This is a genomic window from Candidatus Methylacidiphilales bacterium, assembly GCA_030054035.1.
In the GTDB taxonomy this organism is placed as follows: Bacteria; Pseudomonadota; Gammaproteobacteria; order JASGCS01; family JASGCS01; genus JASGCS01.
Genome location: JASGCS010000003.1, coordinates 1 through 25,705, shown reverse-complemented (window position 1 = coordinate 25,705; position 25,705 = coordinate 1). Strand labels below are relative to the sequence as shown.

Genomic DNA, 25,705 nt, shown 5'->3' with positions numbered 1-25,705 from the left:
CTAAATTTTTACTCTACTTTTTAACTCACCTCTACTATAGAGGAGAGACATTTCTTCTAGCGTTCTGGCTTTAATTTTACTAGCCATTCCTGCGCAACCAAAATCTTGTAATCTTTGTTTACAAACTAATTCCATAGCTTTTAGACCTTCAGATAGATATTTTCTAGGATCAAATTCTTCTGGATAAGTATTAAAATATTCACGGATTGCAGCAGTACAAGCTAATCTTAAATCAGTATCAATATTAATTTTTCTAACTCCATATTTAATACATTCTTGTATTTCTGAAACAGGAACCCCATAAGATTTTTTAATTTTTCCACCATAAGTATTAATTTTTGAGACCAAGTCTTGTGGGACTGAACTTGAGCCATGCATAACGAGATGCGTATCTGGAATTAAAGCATTAATTTGTTTAACTCGTTCAATAGCTAAAGTCTCACCTGTAGGTGGTTTTGAAAATTTATATGCACCATGGGATGTCCCAATTGCGATAGCTAAAGCGTCAACTTGAGTATCATGCACAAAATTAGCTGCTTCTTGAGGATCAGTTAAAAGTTGATTGTGTGAAAGGACTCCAGATGCTCCAGATCCATCTTCTTCTGCTGCCTTCATTGATTCTAGTGATCCTAAACATCCTAATTCACCTTCCACTGAAACGCCAGCCGCATGAGCTATACTCACAACATGTTTTGTTACATTTTTATTGTAATCATAATTCATAGGGGTTTTCATATCTTCACCTAAAGACCCATCCATCATCACTGAAGAAAAGCCCAATTGAATTGATCTAATACATACTGCCGGAGAGGCTCCATGATCTTGATGCATTACTAATGGAATATGAGGCCAGGTCTCTATAGCTGATTCAATGAGGCTCTTTAAAAAAAATGAACCTGCATAAGCACGAGCACCAGCAGAAGCTTGAACAATTACTGGAGCATCAAGTGAATTAGCAGCTCTCATAATCGCTTGCATTTGTTCTAAATTATTAACATTAAATGCAGGAACACCAAAATTATTTTCAGCTGCAAAATCTAGTAAATGTCTTAAACTAATTAACATTTAAAATTTACAAATAGGTTTTAAAACAAAAGAGAAGAGAACATTATCATCACAATCCTCTCCAAATATCTCAAATAAAGATACTACAAGTGAACTTATAGATCCTAAATCACGTTTTTTGACTGGAGCTTTTGGAAGCGTTGGGTTGAGAACTACATTACCTCTTTTATTACTTAATGTTATTAAAGCTAGTATATTGTTTCCTATAGATGATTTAATAAAAATTGTAGAAGTATTTGATAGGCCATTGTCTACTAAAGCAGAAATATAAGTATCACTTATAGGAGCAAGAACTAACGGTGAAGTGAATGAACCAATATTTCCATACTCAGAATATATAGCTAATTTATTCGCAATTACAATACCATTTGAATAAGAATTAATAGAATTATACGCATTTAATGAAATATAATCTGCCTTAATAGGACTATATATATTAATCGAATATTGATTAGTATCATTTAATGAAGTATTTGGAGATGCTTTTAAATATAAATTAGTAATATTTAGTTGTGATAAAAACGATACTCCACCTATTGGAATAATTATATTCCCAGATAATTGCTGTAAATACAAGGTTCTAGTTGAATCAATCCTATTGAATACTGGTAATATTCCTAAATAAGCTCCCAATAAACCAATTATATTATCACCAGAAGCTATACTTATTACTGCGTCAATACCATTTGAAGAGATATAAATTCTTCTGTTTTCAATATTATCAGAAGGTAGGTTTCCTGTTGCTAATAGAGTAATTGGGGAAGAAATTGAACCAATATTGGAATCAGCTTCTAGACGGATAGTATTTGCAACTATTGATGAAGTTGTAGTAGTTATTATAGAGCCACAAAGTTGCAATAACGATAAACCACAATTTGAACTATTTGATCTATTTTCAGCTTTAATATGTAAATTAATTTTTCCATTTATTAAATTATCAGCAGAAAGATTTATAACTCTTGGAAGAATGATATCGCCATTAAGCTGAATAATTCGTATTAAATGTGTAACATTGCTTATAAAAGAAACATTACTAATAATATTGTTTTCATTAATGGTTAAAAGTGAGAAGATATTAGAATTGTGTGCTAAGTGTAGTGAGGTATTGAATGTGAAATGTACTCTATTTTCATTACTTGAATGTACTAATAATGCGTTTACTGAATCACCTATTGATTGTGAAGCGTATAAATCAAGAAGTATATTTGATCCTAAATTAGTAATATCAATACTAGCATTAGATGAAGAGAAAATATTGCCACTACCATAGGTTGAACTTTCAGCACGTATTTGAATTGTTAAATCACGACTATTTGCACTGTCAATAATAAAGTCATTAGCTCTAAATACTAACGAATTAGATATGGTTATAGAGCTACTTATTGATCTAAGAGAAAGTAAATTATCATTACCAGTAGTAGAAATGCCAGAATAATAAAACTTTGACTTACCAGAACCTAATATATTTAGAATAGAAGTGCTTGCATTTAGGTATACAGAATTATTATTACCGGTCAATTCTATTATTAAAACTTTTGATGGTAGTGAACTTAATGAACTATTTAATCCAATAATTGATAAATCTAATGGTATAGCAAGGCTACCAATTGAGCCATTTGAAGAAAGAATAAATGAACGAGCAGTTAGTAGTGTTAAAGCATCAGTAGTAATCCCTGATTCTGAATTTGAACGATAAAAAAAGTCACCAGGTATAACAAAACTTTTATTAAACTTAAACTTACCATACCTTGATTGATATAAATACAAAGGTGAACTTACATTTGAAAAACTAATAGCATTGAGTGAAATCTCGCTATTAGTAGCAATTGCAATTCCTGATTCTGAAACATAATCAGCAATTTGTTGATAGAAATTAGTACCAACAACATTAATATCACATGCACAAACTAGACTACCAAATTGCTCACTTGATGTGCTAAAAACAGTAATATTAGGAATTCTTGATGGATTCAAAGAAGATAATTTGACAGAAATAGCTTTAGTGGCTTGTACATGTAGAGAATCAACATAAATACTACCAGTAGTATCATCTATTAAACTTCTAGTAATGATAGAACCATTACTAAGTAAAGTAAAACTAATATTTGCATCTTGTGTAGTGATAACATCTAACTGTAAATTAATACCTGAACTTGGTATATAAACATTTTCATTGGCGCTAAGATTTTGTAATAATAATTCACATTGTGGAAGACATAGCGATGGGTTAATCCAATTAATTGCATTTGGAGATCCAATGGCATCTAAATTAAGTAAACTTAAAATTGAATGATTTTTACTTAAATATATTCCTGAGCCAGCAGTAAAAGAAAGTGTATTACTTACAAAATCAACATTGGTATTAGTGTTGGCTTCAATAGTAAGAGGTACTTGGCTAGTTCCTATTGAATTATAAGCATATATTCTAAAAGCATTTGCAACTAATGTAATTGGAGAAATTGAATAAACATTACCATTAATTGATGTAAGTTGTAAAAGTGAAATTTTTTGATTATTGTATAAAGTATTTCCACCTGGTAATAATACTTTATTCTGATTAGTTAAACCAAAACTTGATTGGGGAAGCAAAAGATCTCCCACTGAAGTTGTAATAGCTAATTCATGAGAACCAGATACACTTACTTGATCTGAAAATGAGATATATAAACCACCGTAACGAACCGATAAATCAGGATCAGTAGATATATCAATATAGATATTACCGTCATAATATGTAGATTCAAACCATCGTGAAATAGTAAATGAATTTCCTCTTGAATTATTAATTAGAACTGGGCTTCCAGTTGGGTTTAAGGCTAAAACTTGGAATAATTGATCTGGAGATCCAATATCTCTTGCGCTCACAATCTGCACAGCGCCAGCTGTGATTAATCCACTGCTTAAAATACTTTGCCTTTGATTTTCTAAAATTTGATTTTTAGTTTTTAATATTAATGTAACTAAGCTAGAAAATGTTAAGCCATTTGAACCAATATTAATTTCTGAAGTATCATTTTCGAGATAAACAATATGATCTACATCCTGTGTAAAATTAATATTGTTAGTGTTTGCAGAACTTAAATGTAAAGCATTAATCAAATTCGTAGTACCTACTGCTTGTACATATATACTATCTCTAATTTCAACAAATAAAGTGCCTGCAAATGGTTTATTTAATAATGTACGAATAGGGGAATTTGCATTTCCAATACTGCCATTAGGTGCAATCAAATCAATTGTATCACTATTTAATGCTCCGCATTGATCTATAACAATCACACATTCTATTGAACTATTTTGGGCAACTAAAACTATTGCACTAGATACATCATTGAGACCAATCAATCCTGAATTAGGGAGTGAAATACCTGAAGATGGAATTATTATTGGATCTGTATCACTATAAAGTGAAAAATAGTACTTTAAAGGAGTGACAGTATTAAGTTGTATATTTAATTTTGTTAAATCTATTTGACCAGATAGAGCAATTGAGTACAAATTATTTGGAGAAACAAATTGGCTACCAGTATAACGATTTATTGTTACTATTCCTGCGTTTTGGACAGATAGACGCTTAGAGGTATCTAGTATCGCATTTTCCCTACTAAATATATATCCAATATTTAAAGCATCGATTACTATAGATGAAGTAGAAGATATAGTTGCAAGTACAGTATCTGGTTTACTATAAAGTGAACCATCTACATTAATTGAAATATACTCATTGGCAAATACATTTCCAAGAATTAAGGTACTATCAGAATGTATTAAAACAGTGTTGGGTAATCGACAATTCAAACCATTGACTTGAGTAAAACAAATTTCATTTGAAACACCATTATATAAATACCCTGCAACGGTTAGAAAAGCTAAATCTTCGGTATTATTATTTGTGGTGTTTAATTTAAATGTAGATAAGCATGAATTATTTACATTACTTATTGCACAAATATTATTATTAGTTACCAAAGTAATTGGACCATTTTCAGTAGTTAGACTGCTCTGAACTGAACTATTTGAAGTAATGCTGCCTGTAAATGCTAATAAAGATATACTACCAGTACCAGAAGTCGTAATTCGTGTATTATTCAAAGTAATTCCCAATCCAGTATTATCAATTAAATTTGAGACCTCTAAAATAATGTTCACATCTGAACTTAAATTAATGACACCATTTAAATTACCAACAATAGAATTAAAAGCCTTAAGATGTATTGTGCCAAAAGAAACTGATTCTAATTGGTTTTTGGTTATATAAACATCTGTACTTGCATTAATTAATGCGTACCCGTTATTAAACAAATCAAATAATACAATTTGATTTGTTAAATCAAAAGCATCTGCAACAATTATAATATTGCTAAAACTATTACCAAATATATTTTCGGTAATAGTTGAAGAAGATAAGTTTACTTCTTTAAGTGAAATATTATTGTTATATACTCCATATATCTTATTATTCCATAAATATTGTGAATCTTTCTCAATATAGGCACGAGCATATGCAGGAGTAACAATTAAAATATTATCAAAGTTTAAAGCACTATTTCCAGGCCTTAATTTAATATAAGAGCTAGAACCACCAATATCATTACAGGTCGACTGATTGATTGGACATTGACTCAAAGTAGTTTTAAAACCTGAATATAGATGAATAGTAGATGCTGTAAGTACCTGTGGTGTAGTTCCTTGAGTAATGGAACCTTGCGCATATAATGCGATTGATCTTCTTGTAGATAAATTTGAAGGTAAATAGTCTAAAACTAAATTATTACTATGAGTTCCTAGTCCTACTGAATAAGCCTTACTTATTAAAGTATTTAGTGAGGATTTTACTGAATTAGTTAAAGTTGAACTAAAAGGATTGTCAATAAACAATATATATAAATTATTTGCTATATCAGTGGCGAAACCAAAACTTAATCCAGGAAGAATTGAAGTGTTATTTTGGATAATTAATGGGTTTTGCTCAGATCCATAAGACTTATTTAAAAGAGAGCCGCTATCCCCAAGTATTAAATTTGCTGCTGGTGAAATTGTTATAGAATTTGAACCATTATTAAATAAACTATTATTAAAACTAACTACTCCGTTTATTGTTATTGAAGATAGTAACTCAATATTAGTGTTAAATCTAACAATTGAATTTACCAAATCAGTAAACTTAATGAGAGGAATTAATCTAGTGGAATTAATCGTTGTTGTTCCAGAACCAATTGAAAGAGCTAGTCCATCATTAATTGTATTATTAATTAACGTTACCGAAACATTAGTTGATGCTGTTAAACAAAAGGAATAGGTTAACACAGCACCGTTACAATTAAATGTAATACGACCATTAGATTTGTAATGATTTGAATCAGTACCGGTAATAGAATTTGCAGATATAGAAATAGAATTTGCAGTAATACAAGCTCCCACTAACGCGCAAGAAAATGATTGGTTACCATTATTAATGAAGATATTAGCATTGGAATAATTCAAACTATTGGTGATAGTTGTAGCAACAGTTGAATATAGGTACAAATTCCCAATCGAAACAGAAGTAAAGGTAAGAGTATCAGGTATTAATGAATCAATAGAACCAATTAAATGAATTGAATCACCAGTTGTAAAATTATAATTTTTACCAGAACTATTTAATTTAGATAATACAATTGGATTGGCAGATGATCCTATGGAATTAATTGAAGTTAAAGTAATAAAATTTGAATTTAAAGTTCCAGAAATTATAGAACCAACCGAAACAATAGTAATGTTAGTAGCAGTAATTGATGGTAGTGCTAAGTTGCCTAGAATATTATTGATTGATATTGATCTTAATGTACAGGTACTAGGGCATACTTGATTTACTACAGTGTTACTTAGTTGCAAAGATATCTCATTTGCAGAAATGTTAAGGTAGCCATTACTTATATTAAGTTTATTGCCAAGACCAACTGTATTTGTGTTTATTGTAAATGAATTAGTAGATGTATTGCCAATAAAAGATAGCATAGTAGAAGGCAATGAAGAAACATTAGAAATAGGTGTTAACTTATAATTTTGTATTGTTGCACTTACTAAATTACTTATATTACCTAATTGAATATAGGTACTATCAGATTCGATTAATAAGTTTTGTAATGAGATAGACGATGAATCACTAATAGTAATTGTGTTAATAGTGCTAGTTGCGCGAGTCGTTACAGAACCATAACTACCTTTTAAAGATAATTGAATCTTATTCAAGCTATTAGCTAGACCTGAATAATTAATAATAATATTAATTTTATTAATTGATGTATTTGTGATTTCAAATGTACTATCACGGGATATTTTAAAATTTAAAGGAGAAGTTCCAAAAGAATTACTATATAAAAACACATTAGAATTTTTTGGTAAAGAAACTTCACATACACAATCATTGGCAAATGAAAAAGTATTTGTTCTAATTTCTATTTGACTTGAAGAGATATTTACAAATCCAGTATTTAATATATATAAAATAGAGTTATCTATCGGAACACCTTGATTATTTAATATTGCATTTGCAACATATGGGCTATTGATTAGTGTACTATTTGAAGAAATAATAACAATCTGACTTGGATTATAGAATTGTTGTTGATAAGTATTTTCTAAATTATTGTTGAAGATTACAGTTGTACCTATAGTGGCACTTAATTTAGATCTAAAATTAGCTACGGTTAATCCTGAAGTTGCTTTTAAGAAAGCATTTGAATTTACACTAGTTGTAATTTCAATAGAAGCTAAACTAGGGCTATTTGAATTGAATATAGATATTGGATAATTAAAACTACCTATTAAACCATTGCGCGCAGATAAAGAGATAGAGCTTGCAATAATACTACCAAAAGTCTGGATAGAACCATTAGTAGAAACTAAAATAAATCTAAAATTATTGCTATCTGTATTTAATGCTATAGGATTTATACCATTATTAGAATTAATATGACCACCAAGATATTCTAAATATAAGGTGGCATTAGTTGAAATAATATTATTGTCTGTAGACAATAATATTTTATTATTTATATCAGTTAGGTTTTGTGGTAAGTAGTCATATAAGGAAATAGTACTAGATAATGCAACTAGATTATTTGATTTGATTACAAATTTATCGTAAATAACTGAACTATTCGGCAAGCTCAATTTTAATGGCCTAAATACAGAGCCAACATTTGAAGTACCTATTAATTCAATAGAATTTGTAATAAGTTGTGCATCAGAATAAATCTCACTTGCATGTAAAATTAATTCTGATGATGAGTATAAAGTAACATTCATTAAATCTATAATTCCATTTTGTGAATCTGCAATAAAAGATAGTTTTGAAACTGATGGATTTATTTGTATAACATTAGAAACTTGATTGAAACCAAGCACACTTAATGTATTTAAATTTTGAAATATTATTTCTCCAAATGCTAAATTCTCTAAAAATGTTTTGGTAATAAAAACTGTAGCTAAGTTATTTGAAGCAAAACTAATCGTATTAGTGATAAATAAATTATAGCTTACATATGAATTAATACAATAGTCATTAGTATAAATATTATCCGGACAAGTAGAATCAGAAATAATATATGCATTAAACTTTGGTGCTACTATTTGAGTAGGAGGATTGTTGGGTTTGAATACAAACAAAGAAAAGTTAGATGGTGCATTAAAGTTAACAACACTTTCTACGATGATATTTGGATTTAAATTGATATAAGCATTTTTTTGCGTAGTAATAGATAAACGAGATAAATTACTATTATTAATTGATATAGGGTTGTTAAAAGTACCAAGTTCACCATTAACAATGAAAGTTAAATAATTAGGTTTAAATGGAATTGCACTATTAGAAATAATATTACCATTAGACTCTATTGTAAGGATTGATAAAACTGTATATTTACTAATTATATTAATAAATAAATTATTAAGATCAACATCAACTATGCCAGCTCCTGAAATGGTAATAGTTAAATTTTGAACTGCGCTTAATGGAATCTCAGGAGTATTTTCAAAATTAATATTTGGGTTTGTAAATTCAAAAGATAAATTATTTGCCAAACTGTTAACTGGTGTTACAAATGATGATGTTAATGACAAATTAAATAATGTCGGTGTATCAAAAATAATAGATTTAGTATCATAATAATCCATAATCTGAATGGTTTCGTAATTGCTAAATTTTATTTCATTAACACTAACCATACCAGTGATTGACAATGAATTGTCACTTTGAGATCTATCTATAAAAGTAATAAGTACATTACTTAGTTCATTTTTACTGCTTGGGACAGGAGTATCAAAACTTGAAGAAGATATTCCTAAATTAGATTGATTGATTGTATTGGTTAAAGTTAAACTTGAAACAGAAGAGGTAATGGAAATAGAATGAAGATTATTAGTAGAACGCAAGCTAGAAATAAAATAACTATTAGATAGAGCAACTATTATAGAAGGAAGATTGTTGGAAAGAATATTAATTCCACTATTTTCTATCTCACCAGCAATAAATGAAGCTGAATTTAAAGTAGAATTAATTACTATGGGGTTACTGACAGTTCCTAAGGATTTAGAGGTTCTTAAAATTATATTGCTTACATTAATATTAGAATTTGAATCAAACATTAGAATAGAACCATTTGAAAATATATGCACTAAGCTAGAAGCATTACTATTTGAAGTAATAGTATTAATTAATAAATCATTGCTAAAATTATTATTTATATAAATTACTGTAGAAGTAGCCGCTGAAGCATTTGAAATAGTTAATTTAGAAACCGCTATCTGTAATGGTGATAATAATGTTCCAATTGAATTATTTGATGTAATAGTTAAATCAGAAGTTTGTAAAAGTGAATATTGATTTTGATTATCAACTTTTCCAGTTCCAGTAGCTGTTATTTTTACAAAGTTATTTACACCAATTGTTTGTATTCTTGAAATAAATAAATTATTATCGGTAGTTAAAGTTACGTTAGCGTTTGTAAGTATAGAAATTATTGAACTACCAAAAATTGAACCATTAATTGCCTTCGCTGATCTTATGTATAGATCAGTTTGTACAGAAGTATTGAAAGTGACTCCACCATTTAATGAATAAAATGATAAGGCATAAGCAGTCAGAGTATTTGAAATATTAATTGAATTTACATCTTCTGAATCAGTAATAAGGCTTATACGAGTTTTTTGAAAACTATAATCTAAATCAGTTGATACCTGTATAACTCGACTTCCAAAATGTAAAGATAATAAATTATTTGACAAAGTGCTTATTGGAGTAAGCGCTCCAGCAGATGTATAAATAGAATTTGTATTACTATCAATTTGTCTAAATGAGTAGCTAGTTTTAGGAATTGCTAGTAAGTTAATAAGATGTGAAATTAAAAATACATTATTTGAAACATTCACATTAAATGTAGTAGGGAATGTTGAAATTTGAAAAGGATTACTAGATGCGCCGATTGAGTTTTTTGCAATTAGGGTTAGGTTTGTAGAAGCAAATGAAGGACAAATAGAAATACACAAAATTGAACCATATAACGATCTAAGAAGAACAGTTGCGTTGGAAGTAAAATTATTTGAAATAGAATCTATAAAAATATTACCAACTACTTGAGTTATCTCAATATTTTTACTAGTGCTATTATTTTGATTATAGCTAATAGATAGTAAAGGTGTAGAAAATGTGCCGGCTAACAATAAGTTACTCGCAGTAACAGATTGAATATTTTTTATTGTAATAGATATTGTTCCAGTAATATTGACAATTAATTGGTTTAGATTTGTAGAATTGGTAGTAGAACCAGCAATTAACACCAAAGAATTTGAAGTGATTTGATTTGCAGCGGTGCCGATTTGTGTAATATTTCCAGAATAAGCATTATAAACAGTATTCGAATCTGCATTTAATCGAACAAAACCAGAAACTCTGATATTACCTAGTTCGGTAATTGGGCTAATGAGACGAAGTCGTGCTGTATTTGGGAAAAGACAAGATACTCCTCCAGTACAAGTTACACCATTTTCATCAAGACCATTAATAATAATTTTCCCAGAAGTAACAGACACTAATAATTCACCTTCTATAAGTGAATAGTTAACTGTATTTTCAATAATAGTTCTTGGAGTATCTGAACAACTAGTATTTATTGCAATTGTGTTAAAACAAATTGCCGCCTTAGAATTGAATATTAAGTCAGCACCGTTAACAGACACTAAACGATTAAATGTTGTAAAACCATTATTAGTATTAAAAACTACTTTTGCTGTAGAAACTAATGATACATTATTTAAATTTATACCAGAATAAATTGATTGATTTGTAGAAGGATTGTTTGATACCACTGTAAAGGTAGTAATTGAAGAGCGATTAACAACAACAGGAGATGAAAGTAATGAAACAATACCATACATAGCTCGTAAATTGAGATCAAAAGTAGTTAAAGAATTGAAAATTGAAATAGGAATATAGTAATTTGATCCTCTTCCAGCAAGTATTATATTAAGATCCCCTTGATTCACTGGTGTAGTTGAAAGACATTTATCAGTTGATAGCAATGTAATTGGACAAGTATCAACAATTAATATTTGATTAAAGACTAAACTAGAGGATGGAATAATAGTACAAGAATTTGTTGGATTACAATTCCACTCATTTGTATTTAAAGCTCTTATAAAGTATGCAGGAAGTGTAGTAACATTTATAATTACTTGATTATCATCAGTTTTGTTATAAACCAAACTTGAATCACATTGAGAAATACAAATATCTAGCTCATTTTGTTCTGGATATAGAACTGTAGATATGTTAATAGGTAAACTTGAAGTTCCAATACTATTTGCGGTGAATTTAAAGGTTCGAGCTGTTACTATTGAAATAGCATTAGTTGTAATTGAGCCAAATGAGGTAAGTGAAAGTTCTAAAACTTTTACATTATTATTAATAGTTATTGGACCAGCTGTAGCATTTAATTCTAAAATAACTTTTCTAAGTCCATACACTCGTGAAAATGAAGCGTAATTATCAGAGATAAATTGATTTATTTCATTATTAATTGTTATACCTGATGCACCAGAAGTTGTAATATTTAAAGTATGATAAACATTACTATCAGAATTATCATAATTTCCATCAAAACTAAATCTTACAAAAGAACTTGAGGTTTTATCAGTTACGAGATTAATGATATCAGAAGTTGTCTTTAAATATATTGAAGAATTATTTCTTGCACCAGCAAGTATTTGAATAGTAGTTGGATTTGATGAAAGAGCAATAGGTAAATTTAATGAACCTACAGAGCCGCCTGAGGTTAAAGCAAGGTGACTAACGGTTAAAGAAGTTCCACTGGATTGTTCAATATTTTGGACTGAGTTTATTGATAAAAGACTTGCTGTAATGTTATACTTAATTAAAACTGGGTTTGTACTTACTATGTAGATACTACCAGTCATATTTATTAAAGGTAGAATAAATTGTGGATTTGTAGTTGCGCTATGTAATTGTATATATCGTAAAAAACTACCAGAAATAAAACTAGAATTAGTTAGAATAACATTTGCATCATCTAATTTCTCAACCCTTAAAGCAATATTAGTTGGATTATTAAAAGTTAATGATGAAGCGTTAACAATTGACAATGGAACAGCATTCCCATAATTATTTATCAATCCAATCGATACAAAATTTGTTGCTGCACCTGAAGTAGCGCCAATTTCTAGACTAAACGGCGTTAAGCTACTAATAAGCCCAGTATCTGACACATAAATATTACCTGATGAAGTTGTTAAACTTATTGAAGTCGCGGATACTGACTCAATACTATTAACATACACAGTTGATTGAGAAGTAACTAATATCGAATTAATTGATTTAATAGTTAAATTAGAAATATTTAAAATACTTCCATTTAAAAGATTTGCAGCGGACAAGTTAACTGTACCTGTTGAATCTAAAACATACGAACTGAAAACACACTGTGAACATGTAATGTTATTATTAGTTGTTGTAGTTAGTAAATATAACCCAATATTAGGATTAATTAAAAATTGATTTGAAAGATTCTGGGAAGAGAACCCAGTTAAATCAATTGGTGTATTAGAAGCGATATAAAGCAAATGACGATTGTTGCTAGAATAATTACTTGCATAATCAAACTTAATGGTATTTAAATTTGATGTAATCAATGGATTAGTATTAGAGAATAAAAAAGAGATAGCTATAAATGTGTTATTATTATTTCCAGCTAATACAGTTAATGGAATAAATTTCAGTTTAACTGGTTTAATATTAACACTAAGCCCACTATCACAAACAGAAGGGGAATTAGCTGAGCAAACACCAATAGAACCATTACGAGCAAATAATTCTACAGAAGGAGAATCTAAAGTTCCTTGAATTTCTAAATTATTAGTAGCGTCTAAAATTAGTTTAGAATTATTAGGTAAAATTAATCCTGCATTTTCACCAATTATAATATTACTATCAGAGCGTATCCAAATCAATGTTGCTAGATTAAATGTAATAGTACTTGGAATAATTACATTACTGCTTGTGTGTAATTCTAGGCTTACAATATTCTCATTAATAACAAGACCGACTTCAATATTAGGATTAGTATTTTCAACTACAGGATAAAGTAAATTACTAAGAGAAAAATTATTATAGTTTGATCTATCTAAGCATATATATGATGTAGAACAACTTGAAATCTGTGTAAATATAGTTACAGAAGAAGGGTTATAAAAATTATAATTGACAGAGTTTGGATTAAGTATAGCACCTGATATTTCAAATAGTTTTAATCTTACATTTGCATTATTTGCAGTTATTTGTCTGTACCATAAAGAAGGTAGTTGTTGTCTAGATAGATATACAGTTTGTGAACTTGCTGAAGTGGAATCTATAGTAAGTGTAAAAGTAGTAAATGGCGATTGGACGCTATTAACAATATTTGATACTGGTATTGGATTTGAAATAGTTCCAATGGTATTATATGCGTGTAAGTTTATAGATGAAAAACTTAAGATATTAGAGGAAGAATTTGAAAGAATACTTCCATTTATAGCCCAAAGAGTAATGGATGAGACTAAACCATTATTCGTGATTACACCATAATTAGAAAATAAATTATTAAAAGTAGAATTGATGGTAATATCGCCATTTGTAAGTGCTAATGCAAGGGTATAATCGTTTGATGGAGTACTTGAATTAAAATAGATGCCAACAGCGTTTGTTGGTCCATTAAGATGTATGAGTGGATTGATCGCAATACTAGTAATTGCGACAAGTGCATTTGAAGAGGTTGCTTCAAAATACGCACCATAAGACTGATTTGAAGCGCTTAAGTTTGAATTACAGGTTAATGTAATGCCTTGAATAGAAGTGTTACAAATTGTTAATCTATCAGTTGAAGTAAAATTATAATTTATAAAATTATTTAATGTCCCAATAGAAGCTGCTCGTAGATACAGTTTTCTAGCTGTTAAAGTGCCGGAACTTTCTATTGTTTTTCCTGATATAATTGCAAGATTACCTTGCGATACAGTTACATTTGAATTAAATGTAACTGAACCTAAAACATTAATTAATAAATCATTTGTAACATTTAATAAAGAATTTTCATTTAATATGAAACCACTATTACTATTAGATGATACTACTTTTAAAGAACCAAAATTTGAACTATCATTAATAGTTAATGTTGTTTTTAACCCACTAACAATAACACTACCTGAAATTAATATTGTTCCATTAAATTCTATTACATTAGGTGAACTTACATTTAAATTATTAAATTGTAAATTTGAATTGTCAGAAAATAATAAAGAGGAAGAATTGGCTTGATTGAAAACTAAACTTAACCCAGTATTAATTAAAGATGAATTTTGATTTAATAATACATTAGTAGAGACAGAATGATTTATTGTCAAATCAGAACTATGAATAGTACCAATAATTAGATTACCAGATGGTGTGGAATTAATAGTAGATGCGGAGGAGGTTATTAGATTAAAAGTTAAATTTGAATTACTACTAATATTGACATTATTAGTGCTATTTGCTGTAATCGAAATTTGATTTGCTGTTAAAGTTCCATTACCACTAACCATTCCAGGAGTTGATAATGAGATTACATTCGCTATTATTGAGTTTGAAAGAGAAATAGTTGATAGCGCTTGTGAAGTAGATAAAATAATTGAAGCTGATGGAAAATTCAAATTTGAAGCAATAGTTAATGAACCTGAAGATTGATCAAAAGAAAATACACCCGATGAAGAAAAAGAAATAGTTGATGAAGCCATACCAAGAAGAGGAAGTATACCTTGAGTTCCTGATTTTATATATACAGACCCATTACTAGCAGAAACAGTTAAATTTCCACTTGACCAAGTGCCTGATACTCTTTCAATAGTTATTGGATTTGATGATGATCCAATAGATCCATTGCTTGAAGTTAAAGATAAAATTGAAGCTCGTAGAGTGCTTCCTGAACCTCTAAGAATATCACCTAAAGTTTTTAATTTTAATGTTGCAAAATTTGTAGGAATGATGTAAGGAATATATAAATTCCCATTCTTTTGATTAATTTCTACCACTGCTGTAGAAGGAAATGTTCCACTTAATAATTTTCCTGAGGTACTTAATGAAGTTATAAAGATTGAACTAGCATTAACAATGAACTGACTTGATAATATTTCAGTTTGGGTCTTATTAGGATTTACATTAATCGGGTTAGCATTACTACCAACATTTCCTAAACCATTATTGGCAATCAAAGTTAAATAACCACTAATACTTTTAGTGGTTATACTGAAATTAGAAGAGGTAGTTATATTACCATTTGACGATAACGAAATTGAATTAGTTTCTAAAGAACAATTTGTAGAACAAGTAGAAATTATATTACCATTAGTATTAGCAATATTAATAGTGTGATTAGAAATATTTGTATTAAATAAGTTAATAACAGAATCAGTAAAATCTAAGGATGTATTCGAAGTCGGTGAATAATTAATATGGATGGTATTAGACCCTGTATTATAATTACCTGTAATTAAAGTGTTAAATTGATTTTGAGAGGTTGATTTAAAATAAATAGAAGCACTTACTCCATTAAGATAGACATTAAAATTAGAATTATTAAGCACATTAGATGTATCTACAATTATTAATCGATTTGTTAAATCAGCAATATCTGAAACTCTAGATAGTAGTAATAATGAGTTGGTGATTCCAGAACTTGAATTTATAGTTATGATACGATCTGCATTTAGAATAATTCTATTTGCAAATAATAATATTTTAGTAGAAGTTAAATCAGTATTTAGATAGATATTTCCAGATAATGAATTTATAGAAAAACCGTTATTTGTAGCTATTGAAGGAGCGCTTGATAAAGTAATATTATTATTACTTTGAGCTATTGCAAATAAACCATTAGCATTTAATGTTATGTCAGCATTTAATAATGATAACGCATTATCTAAATGTTCTAAATAAATACTTGATGCAGATGTAGTACAAGAGCTTGTACAATTTGAGCTAACTATCAAATTAGTATTAGAGATAGTTTCATATAAATCAACTTTAATGTAGTTATTTACATTCCCAATAGAAGCGCCTGAGTTTATTTTAATATATGATGCTTGTAATTTATAAACATTAATTCCAAATAAACTCGCACCTGAAGTTCCGTTTTGTGTGGTTAATTCTAATTTACCGTTTTGAATGTTTGTATTAACACTTCTATGTAAAGAAATCCAGATATTAGTTAAATTTATTGCAAATGAATCTGTATTTCCACATGTGGAAGAAGCTAGACACCCATTTGTTGAGATAGTAAAATTAATACCTTGTCCTAACGCAATTGTGCTAATTGAATTAACTGATGAATAAATATGAGATAAGACATTCCAGTTAATATTTGATTTAGCTTGATTTATAGTATCTGGTGTAACAATTATTCGATCATACTCCGTTGCATTAATATAGATATCACCATATGGTGAATATGAACATCTTTGGTCACTAGTGCTACATTGACTCGCTATTTCAACTACTTTATAATTCTTTATTGATGTGGCATCTATAGCTGAATTTATAAAAATAGTTCTGCTCGCAGCACTAGAAGATTGCAATCGTACGATACTAGTATTAATTGAGATTGTAGATTGAACATAAACATCTTTTGTTCCAAAATATAAATATTTGAAAACATTATTAATGTTTCCAGAATTTATAATAAGTTTATGAGCTGAGCTACCAATTCCGGAACTTGCACAAGAAGCAGAAACACAAATTATTGAAATGCTATCTGAGGCAATAATAGATTTATCAAGATCATTATTTAAATTATTAATTTCTAAAATAACAGTTTTTGCAACGATATTTTCCATAAGATAAATATCAGCACCGCTTCCACCTACTTTAAACACATTTCCGGATAAAGAACCATACAGATTGATTCTATTAGTTGTACTTTTATTAATTACATACGCTGAACCATTCACTGCACTTAAAATCAAACTAACAGCTGCGCCTGGTTTTATTGCAATTGGATAGTCTAATTCACCTATTCCAATAGTACCATCTGCAATTAACGTTATTTGATTAGCAATTATTTCAATACTTAGATTTGATGAAGTTTTAATATTCTCAAAAGATTCTAATGTTACACTACTAGTACCAACATCAATAGTGGAATTTAATACTATTGAACCTTTTAAAGATTTAATATCTAAACCATAGCCAACACTACCTGATGAGTAGGTTTTTATATTTGAATTTAAATCTAAATCACCAGTTGTTTGAAATAAGTGTAACACTTTAGAAGTAATAAGTGAAATTGGGGAAGATGAACTTAAAACACTGGTTGATAAAATGGACGATACATTATTAGATGATATATACGCATCAAAGGATAAAGCTGTAGATGAGTCAGCTCCAATAGTTAACAAACCATTAACACCAATTGAAACATAAACCGGTTGTAATTTAGAACCTATTTCATCTGAAGAAAAAAGATTGATGTTATTAGCAATTAAAGCTCCAGTAAAGTTACTAATACCAGCAGCAGTTAAAGTAATATTTCCTGATGTTATCAATGCACTACCAGACAATATTTTGGTGGTATTAATATCAAATAGAATATTATCATTAAAGAAAATATGACCATTAAAATTTAATGTAGTAGATCCAGTACTGTTATCATAAAAAGAAACAGTAGTTGCGCTTTCACCTAATTGATAATTTCCTAAAGCTAATTTATTGATATCATTAGCGGCAATATAAACACTGCCACGAGTATTTGAGATACTTAATAATGCGTCGCCACCAAGGTTTATAGACATTCTATTGGTGGATGAAGATTGACCTATATCACCATTAGTATTAACAATAGTGACAACATTCGCATTAATAGAACCATAAAACTGATTTCCAGTCAGACTACGAAACTCTACAGCATGTGAAGTAATTGATGCTGACCCGGTAAAACTTTGTGCACTAAAAAGAAGTTTAATTTGATTACCTGCAGCAACAGTTGAAATATTATTTGACAATACAGGTTGATTGGCTGATGTAGAATCAGTAAAAATAAATCCTATCGTGCCATAATTAAATGGTTTAAAGTAAGTTCTACTTGAATCCACAGATCCAATCAATAATTGGTACAGTGATTTTGAGCTACTAGATACATAAAGATTTCCACTTTCTGCAACAATACTAAAATGTGAGTTGCTAGTAATTGAGGTACGACCATAAACATTAAGTGCTATTGGTTGAATTGTTTTTAACAAACCATCATAACCAATCGAACCTTCTTTTGAAGTAATTGTAAGAGAGGCGCTCGTATCCGCTAATTCTAACGAACCTGTACCATAAATATTGCTTAGGGCAACAATAGTTAAATTTTTTACTTTAATTAAAGCGCTATTATTTAAATAACCGTACTTAACATCAATATGTAAAGAAATATCGCTTATATCAATAGTACCATTAGGAATGCTCAAATTCTGATTTAGTGATGAATCAGCGATAAGGAATAAATTATAACTTACAGAAGAAAAACTTAAATCGCCAAACAAAAGAGTGTTTTGTGAAACCGGAGAACGAAGATATACATTACTACTAGCAATTGTATCTACAATAAAATTTGTATTTGAAATGAATGAATCGGATTGTATTGTTAATGGATATGTTATTGTTCCTATATTTTCAGCTTTAAGAGTGATTGATCCAGAAACTGTACTTCTGATTGTTCCCCTGTAATTTATACTGCCAGAACCGGCCTCTAACTTGATATTATTAACATATAAAATATCACCATTTGCATTCCCTCCATTAATATTACCATTTTGGGTAGTTACCACTAATGATGGAATATACTGCGAAATAACATTAAAAGCCCCGTTAATTGTAATATGACTAGGTGTTCCAGCAACCGCAGTTAATTGTTTTAACGAATAGATACCTGTAGTGCTTACTTGAACGGTTCCTTCAGTAGTTGGTAGTAAACTTCCTAAAAAAGTAGATTGTGATTTTGAACTCAAATAAATTGAACTATTAAGTGCATTAAAGAAAAATTCATTTGAAGAATCTGATAAAGATCCCCTGCTACTTTCAATCTGTATTGGACTAGTTGATAGCCCGATGCCATCTGTACTTGTTGAGCCATTAGCAACCAAATAAACTCCCCCACCATTTAATTGTATATAGCCTGCTGTTGTAGTATCATTTTTTATGTATTTTGAATTTAAACTTACAGAACCTGCAGATATAGCTGGCAACGATGATTCTTCTTTTAATAATATTCCCCTCGTACTTATCGTTGAGATATATACTTTAGAAAATCCAAAATCTAATTTAGAAATAGTTACATCAGTACTACTAGAAGAAGTTGAATCAACTAATACAATAATATCTGATGCTGAAAGCAATAAATTCGAGCCATCAAAAGTATTAGGCAAATCGAATTTAATCGCAATTTGATCTGCCTTTATAGTTCTATTAGTTGCGGTTATCTCTATAGCATTAATGTTTGCAAATCCAGTACCAACATCACCTAAGGAAGATCCCGTAATTGTTGATGAATCATAAAGAAAATCGTCAGTCGTTGTAATAGAACCACAACTTGCATTAGAAAAACACTTTAAAGAATAAGCATTATATATCTCAAGATCTTTTAAAGAAAGATCTGCCGACAATGTTATAGTTCTATTATTTACAGGATTTAAATTAAATAAGATAGTGAGATTTAAAGCAGAATAAGAGATAGAATTTGTAACTGAAGCAAACGAAGATCCTAGCACACCGCTCTGGGTAACAAACAATCTTGTCGCGCTAGTACTTTCACTCGTACCTGAAATTGTTGTAGTACCAGTTCTATAAATAAAATTAGCAGAATTACTAAATAATTCAAAAAGATTGCCGTTTGTATCGAGATATATATTACCTCCGGCAACTAAATTTATAATTGTTCGACTTGCGTTATATGGTATTTGGATTGGCTGATCAGGACTACCTATATCACCATCAGAATGTATTGTAATAGATAAATAAGTGGAGAGATCAAATTTACTGCCTCTAGTTTGATCAAAAAAATTAGTAACTCCATTAATTGTTGAGAGTCCTAAACCATTATTAGTGGCATTTAAAATATATACATTTGCTAGTGTTACAGTTGAACACCCTAGTGAATTCAAATAACAACCATTAAATAAATCAACTTTTAAATTTTCATTAATAATTAATGAATTAACAACTGTTGCAGGTGCTGTCCCTGCTCTACTTATAAAAGTACTGCCGAGAGAATAAGAAGTGCCAGAAACACAAGTTGTGTTGCCAAGTTGATTACAAAGATTAGTTGTTAATGTGGCAATATAAATATTTGCATTACTAGAGCTAGTTGAGTCTCTGACAAGTAAACTGCAAAACTCATTAACATTAATTGTTGATGAAGTTGAGTCTCGGCAAGCATTACCAGAATCTGAATTAAATGCATTTAATATTATTGGATTTGTAGAAGTTCCAAGTGCGCCGTTAACAACCAATTCCAATCTTTTTGCTGAAATTAGATACCTTCCACTATTATTTGTTATACCTGCGCCAGATTTAATAATTAACTTTCCATACTCAATAAAATTTGACTTTACCGATGAACTTCCAAATCTGAAATTAAAAATATTTATATCTCTTGAAATATCTAAGGCAGTTGCTCCAGTTCTCTCAAATGAAATAACTTTTGATGAAACAACACCTGAAGCGACCGTGCTAGTACCAATGGTATCAAAAAGAGCGTTAACAAAATTTAAAACTGAGTCATCTGAATAAGATATATAAACATCATTTTGCGAAGAAAAAATAACAGTGCTTGGAGTAACATTAGCGACAAATAAATTAATCGGGGAAAGTGAAGTCCCTATAGAGCCTGCATAAATTGAAAGTGTATTAACTGCAATTTTAGCAGTACTAGCAGTAGTCAGCGTAGTGTTACTTGGTACTTTGAGATATAAATTATTAAAAGCAAATTGACTTGCAGTACCGGAATCTATAGTAGCAATGCTGACCAAATTTGAAAGAACATTGTGGATTTGGGTCAACCCTAGCGTACCGGAAGGTGAAATAGTAAATATAGTCGTTGACGCCGTATTTGTTGCAACTATATTTATGAAATCATCTGTAGAATCATTTGTGTCGCTTAAGTAAATATCGCCATATACCGCAGAGAAAATATTGTTTGCAAAATCACTTGTTGTATTATTTCTAATTGAAACCGGAAATATAGAGCTACCTATAGACCCCTCAGTACTATTTAATTTGATTGAACCTGAGGGTAATACTCTAAAACCACTATTATTTGCAAGAGCCGTAGTGGTAATATTAGACCTCGCATTCAATTCAATATACTTAGCATAGATATAGCCATTGCTAGGTAAAGAAATAGTAATATTTCCTTTAGATGGATTGTTACTATTAGCATTAAAAGTTAACTTGCTATTAGCATGCAGAGAAAAATCCAAGTTTCTATTAATGATAATATCACCACTTTCAGTAGCGAAAATAAAATTTATAGTTGACGAGGTGACCGGCCTAGACAGCGTGATGCTATTTGAACGATTTCCAACTGGAAAAACTAAATCACCAGAAATTAAAGTGAGGCTAAGAGTGGGGTTTGCATTGTTAGAATTTATGGTAGAAATAGTTACATTTCCTGAAAAATCGTTAACGTTACCTATAAAGGCATAGAGCAGACCATTTGAAGCACCAACACCTGTACTTCTTAAGAATACATTGGTTTTTGAAGTTATGGTAAATGTATTTGAGAGATTACTAACATTGTAAATTCGATCTTGATCAGCTAATGTGTTAAATGATATTTGTAATGGTGAGGCTGAAGTACCAATTGCGCCAGTTGTAGTACTCAGTTTAAGCACAGAGTCAGAATTAGTTGATTTTAACCCGAGTGAATTAATTGTGATAGCAGAAGCACTGAGCTCTAGACTTCTAGTTATTAGGTTTGTTGTCCCTGTAAGTTCTCCATTAAGTGTCAGATTTAACCCGATATCTAAAGAAATTGGATCGCTAGATATAGGATTACTAACTACTGATATTGAACTAACACCAAAAGTTTGAATAATATCCAACGTTGGGAAAGTATTGGCACTTGACACCCCAAATCCTTCATATCGTGCAAGTAATAAATTAACAGGGGAACTAGATTCAGCGTAAATAATTTGCCCACCAGGAATATTAAAAACAGTATTATTTGTATTAATTGCAATAGATGAAGGAATAATAATTCTTCCAGTAGCATTCCCAATAGAACTAGAAGAGACCAGTTGCAATCTACCAGTGGTAGGATACACAAAGGTGATCTTATGTGAAGAATTAAAAAGCTTTGAGCCAGAAATACTAATGGAAGGCGCACTTATAGTTATGGGTGCTCCTAAATTAATTTCGTTTAATGTTGAACTTATGTTAATGGAGAAGTTTAGTGTCAACCCACTATTAATAATAGTTTCCATCGAAATTGCGTCAGCTCTAGTTAAATACAAAATTTTATCGTTAGGAATAGAGGGGTTAATACTTCCCAAAGAGTTTAAAAAACCTTCAAGGGGTTTGTAAATTGTTGCCGAATTAGTAGCGTCCACTCTATAATCTAAACTTAAATAAACATTATCCAACGATATAATTCTAATTTTGTTATAAATTGAATCAGTTGATATTAGTTTCAGCCCGATTGAATTTGAACCAATATTAGTATTTGAATTTAAAATTAAATCGCTACTTTTAACATCTATTAAAACCGACTGATTAGTGGCTTGTATATTAGAAGCTTGTACAGATGTGTTACTTAAAAGTTTTAGACTAGTTCCAAAATAAAAATTACCACTGGAAACAGAAATATTGAGAGGTAATGCAATTTGACTTTGCGTAGGAATAAAAGTAACATCGCCCTGTACTTGTGTAAGGTTTATAGATTGTATTGCAGTAGGACTTGGTCCGAGTGGGGTAGCGTTATTTAAAATTTTATTATAAATAGAATTAATATTTGAATTTTGTCCTAAATTACTATTTCCACTAGCATAAATACTGCCATTTCTAGTTTGAATAATTAATGTGGTAGGTACAACACTAAATAAAATTGGATTACTTAAAGAGCCTATATCTGATCTAATTGAAACTAGAGTAACATCACTGTACTGTAAAGTGGTTCCTGAGCTATTAGTAATATTGGTTGCCCGAATTGTGCTTGGAATTGAAAAGATATTTTGCGCAATAGTACAAAGTTGTAAACTGGAACAAGTCGCGATATCAACAGGGTTATTAAATAATGTAATAATTGAATTTGTTGAGATAATATTTGCAACAGCTGGAGCTGCAGCTGTTTTTAAATCATTTAACTCAGAAACACCAACTGAAGTAAGTCTAGAAAGGAAAATGTTGCCCGCTCCAGTTAAACATGATGAAGAGCAAGCGACTGCAAAAAAATTTGAACTATTGTAATCATTTGGATCATAAGTTACATAAAATGTATTTCCAGCAATTACTAATATCGGATTAGTTTGGCGACCGATCGATCCATTTATAGCCTGCAATCTAATTATTCTTGAAATTAGAGCGCTTCTAGGTTGAGAATAGATGTTTCCTGAGACTGCATGGAGTATTAATATGCCACTACTGTTAGTTAAAGCTATGTCTTGATTTGGCAAAATAATATCATTTACAATTTGAGTCAATCCGAATAAGCCTAGTGTGCTATAGCTAGCATTTCCGCCACTTCCAAACATTCCAACTTGATAAAGAAAAACATCTTCACTGCTGGCAAGGTACACTCTGGTGGATTTAAAAACTAGATTTGAACTACTAAACAAGCCACCACCGTAAATTGACAAATTTAATTCACTGTTTATATTTGCGGGATCGGGCACTGTGCCTGCGGCAGGAGTGGTGCTTATCCCTATTCCCTGCGCTTCAAGGAGAAAGGATTGTGCGGTTATTTTGAATTGTCTATCTGAGCTATAAATAAATCCAGTTGCGGTAAGTGATAGTCGGTTATTAAAACTATAATTAGAATCTATCAAAATACTACCATCCTGTTCTAAATTAATATTACCGGAGATTGAATTATTGGAATTTTTAAAATAACTAATTACATTATTTGTAAATGATTTTATATTGATGTCATTAGCAGAAAAAGTAACAGTTGAAGTTGCGCTACTTTTTTCTATTGTTAGTTTAACTGCGGAAGTTCCAATATCATCAGAAATGGACTCTAGCGATAATCTTGCATTATTATTTATTGTGAAAGAACCAGATCCATTAATACTCCCGTCTGAACTTAAGGTCAAATTATTATTAACAGTTATTACTCCGTTAATAATAATTTGCCCACCTGGATAAAGATTGTAAATTGCTAAGTTAGAACTTGGTGTTAGGGTGCCGATTGTAATATTTCGCAACGATGGATTAGATTGATAGTAATTTAATGACCCATTAGTTAGAGAAATAGTAGAAGAATTATTAATTAACGATATAATCTGATCGGCTTTTATAAAAACATTGCCCGATGAATTAATAGAAAGGGAAGACAATTTTGAGCTATTTACTACTAAAGGCCTTAATTGCGTGGCAATTGTACCTGAATTATTTATTAAGGTTAAATTGGTAGCATTGAGAACCTCAACAGTTTGAGAAGTTTGAATACCACTATTTGAAGTTATAGAAACTGAGTTTGCAGTAATTAGAGAATCAATTCTAACTGATGATTGCGAATTTATAGTCACATCACCTGTTGTGTTAATTAGCACACTGATGTTAATATAGTCGTTAACCCCAGCACAATTTGTACTACAAGTTGTGGTCAAAGCTAAAGATTTATTTCCTAAATTTAAAGAATTATTAGTGAAGGTGCCAGAAAAATAAATGCCTTTAATAGCGGTTAAACTTATTATCCCACTATCAAAAGATTGTAGAACTGACTGATAAATATATGATATACCACCGGTATTATCACTCGCATTAATCATAGAACCTATTACACAGTTCTGACAGGGAATCGGAGCAACACCACCTTTTATATCTATATAGTCAGGATCTAGGAGTAGGGTATCTTGGGAGTTGAGGGTGAAGGGTTGG

General features: G+C 30.0%; 2 protein-coding genes. Both read right to left on the bottom strand.

From position 1 onward, the window contains the following. The gene (fba, locus tag QM538_03200; GenBank protein MDI9347488.1) at positions 1-1,065 is read right to left on the bottom strand and encodes a fructose-bisphosphate aldolase class II; all 1,065 of its coding nucleotides are present in this window, start codon (positions 1,063-1,065) and stop codon (positions 1-3) included. Then, on the bottom strand, positions 1,066-25,596 hold the full coding sequence (locus QM538_03195) for a hypothetical protein (protein MDI9347487.1): 24,531 nt from the start codon (positions 25,594-25,596) through the stop codon (positions 1,066-1,068). It abuts the gene before it with no gap. Positions 25,597-25,705 lie beyond the last annotated feature (109 nt).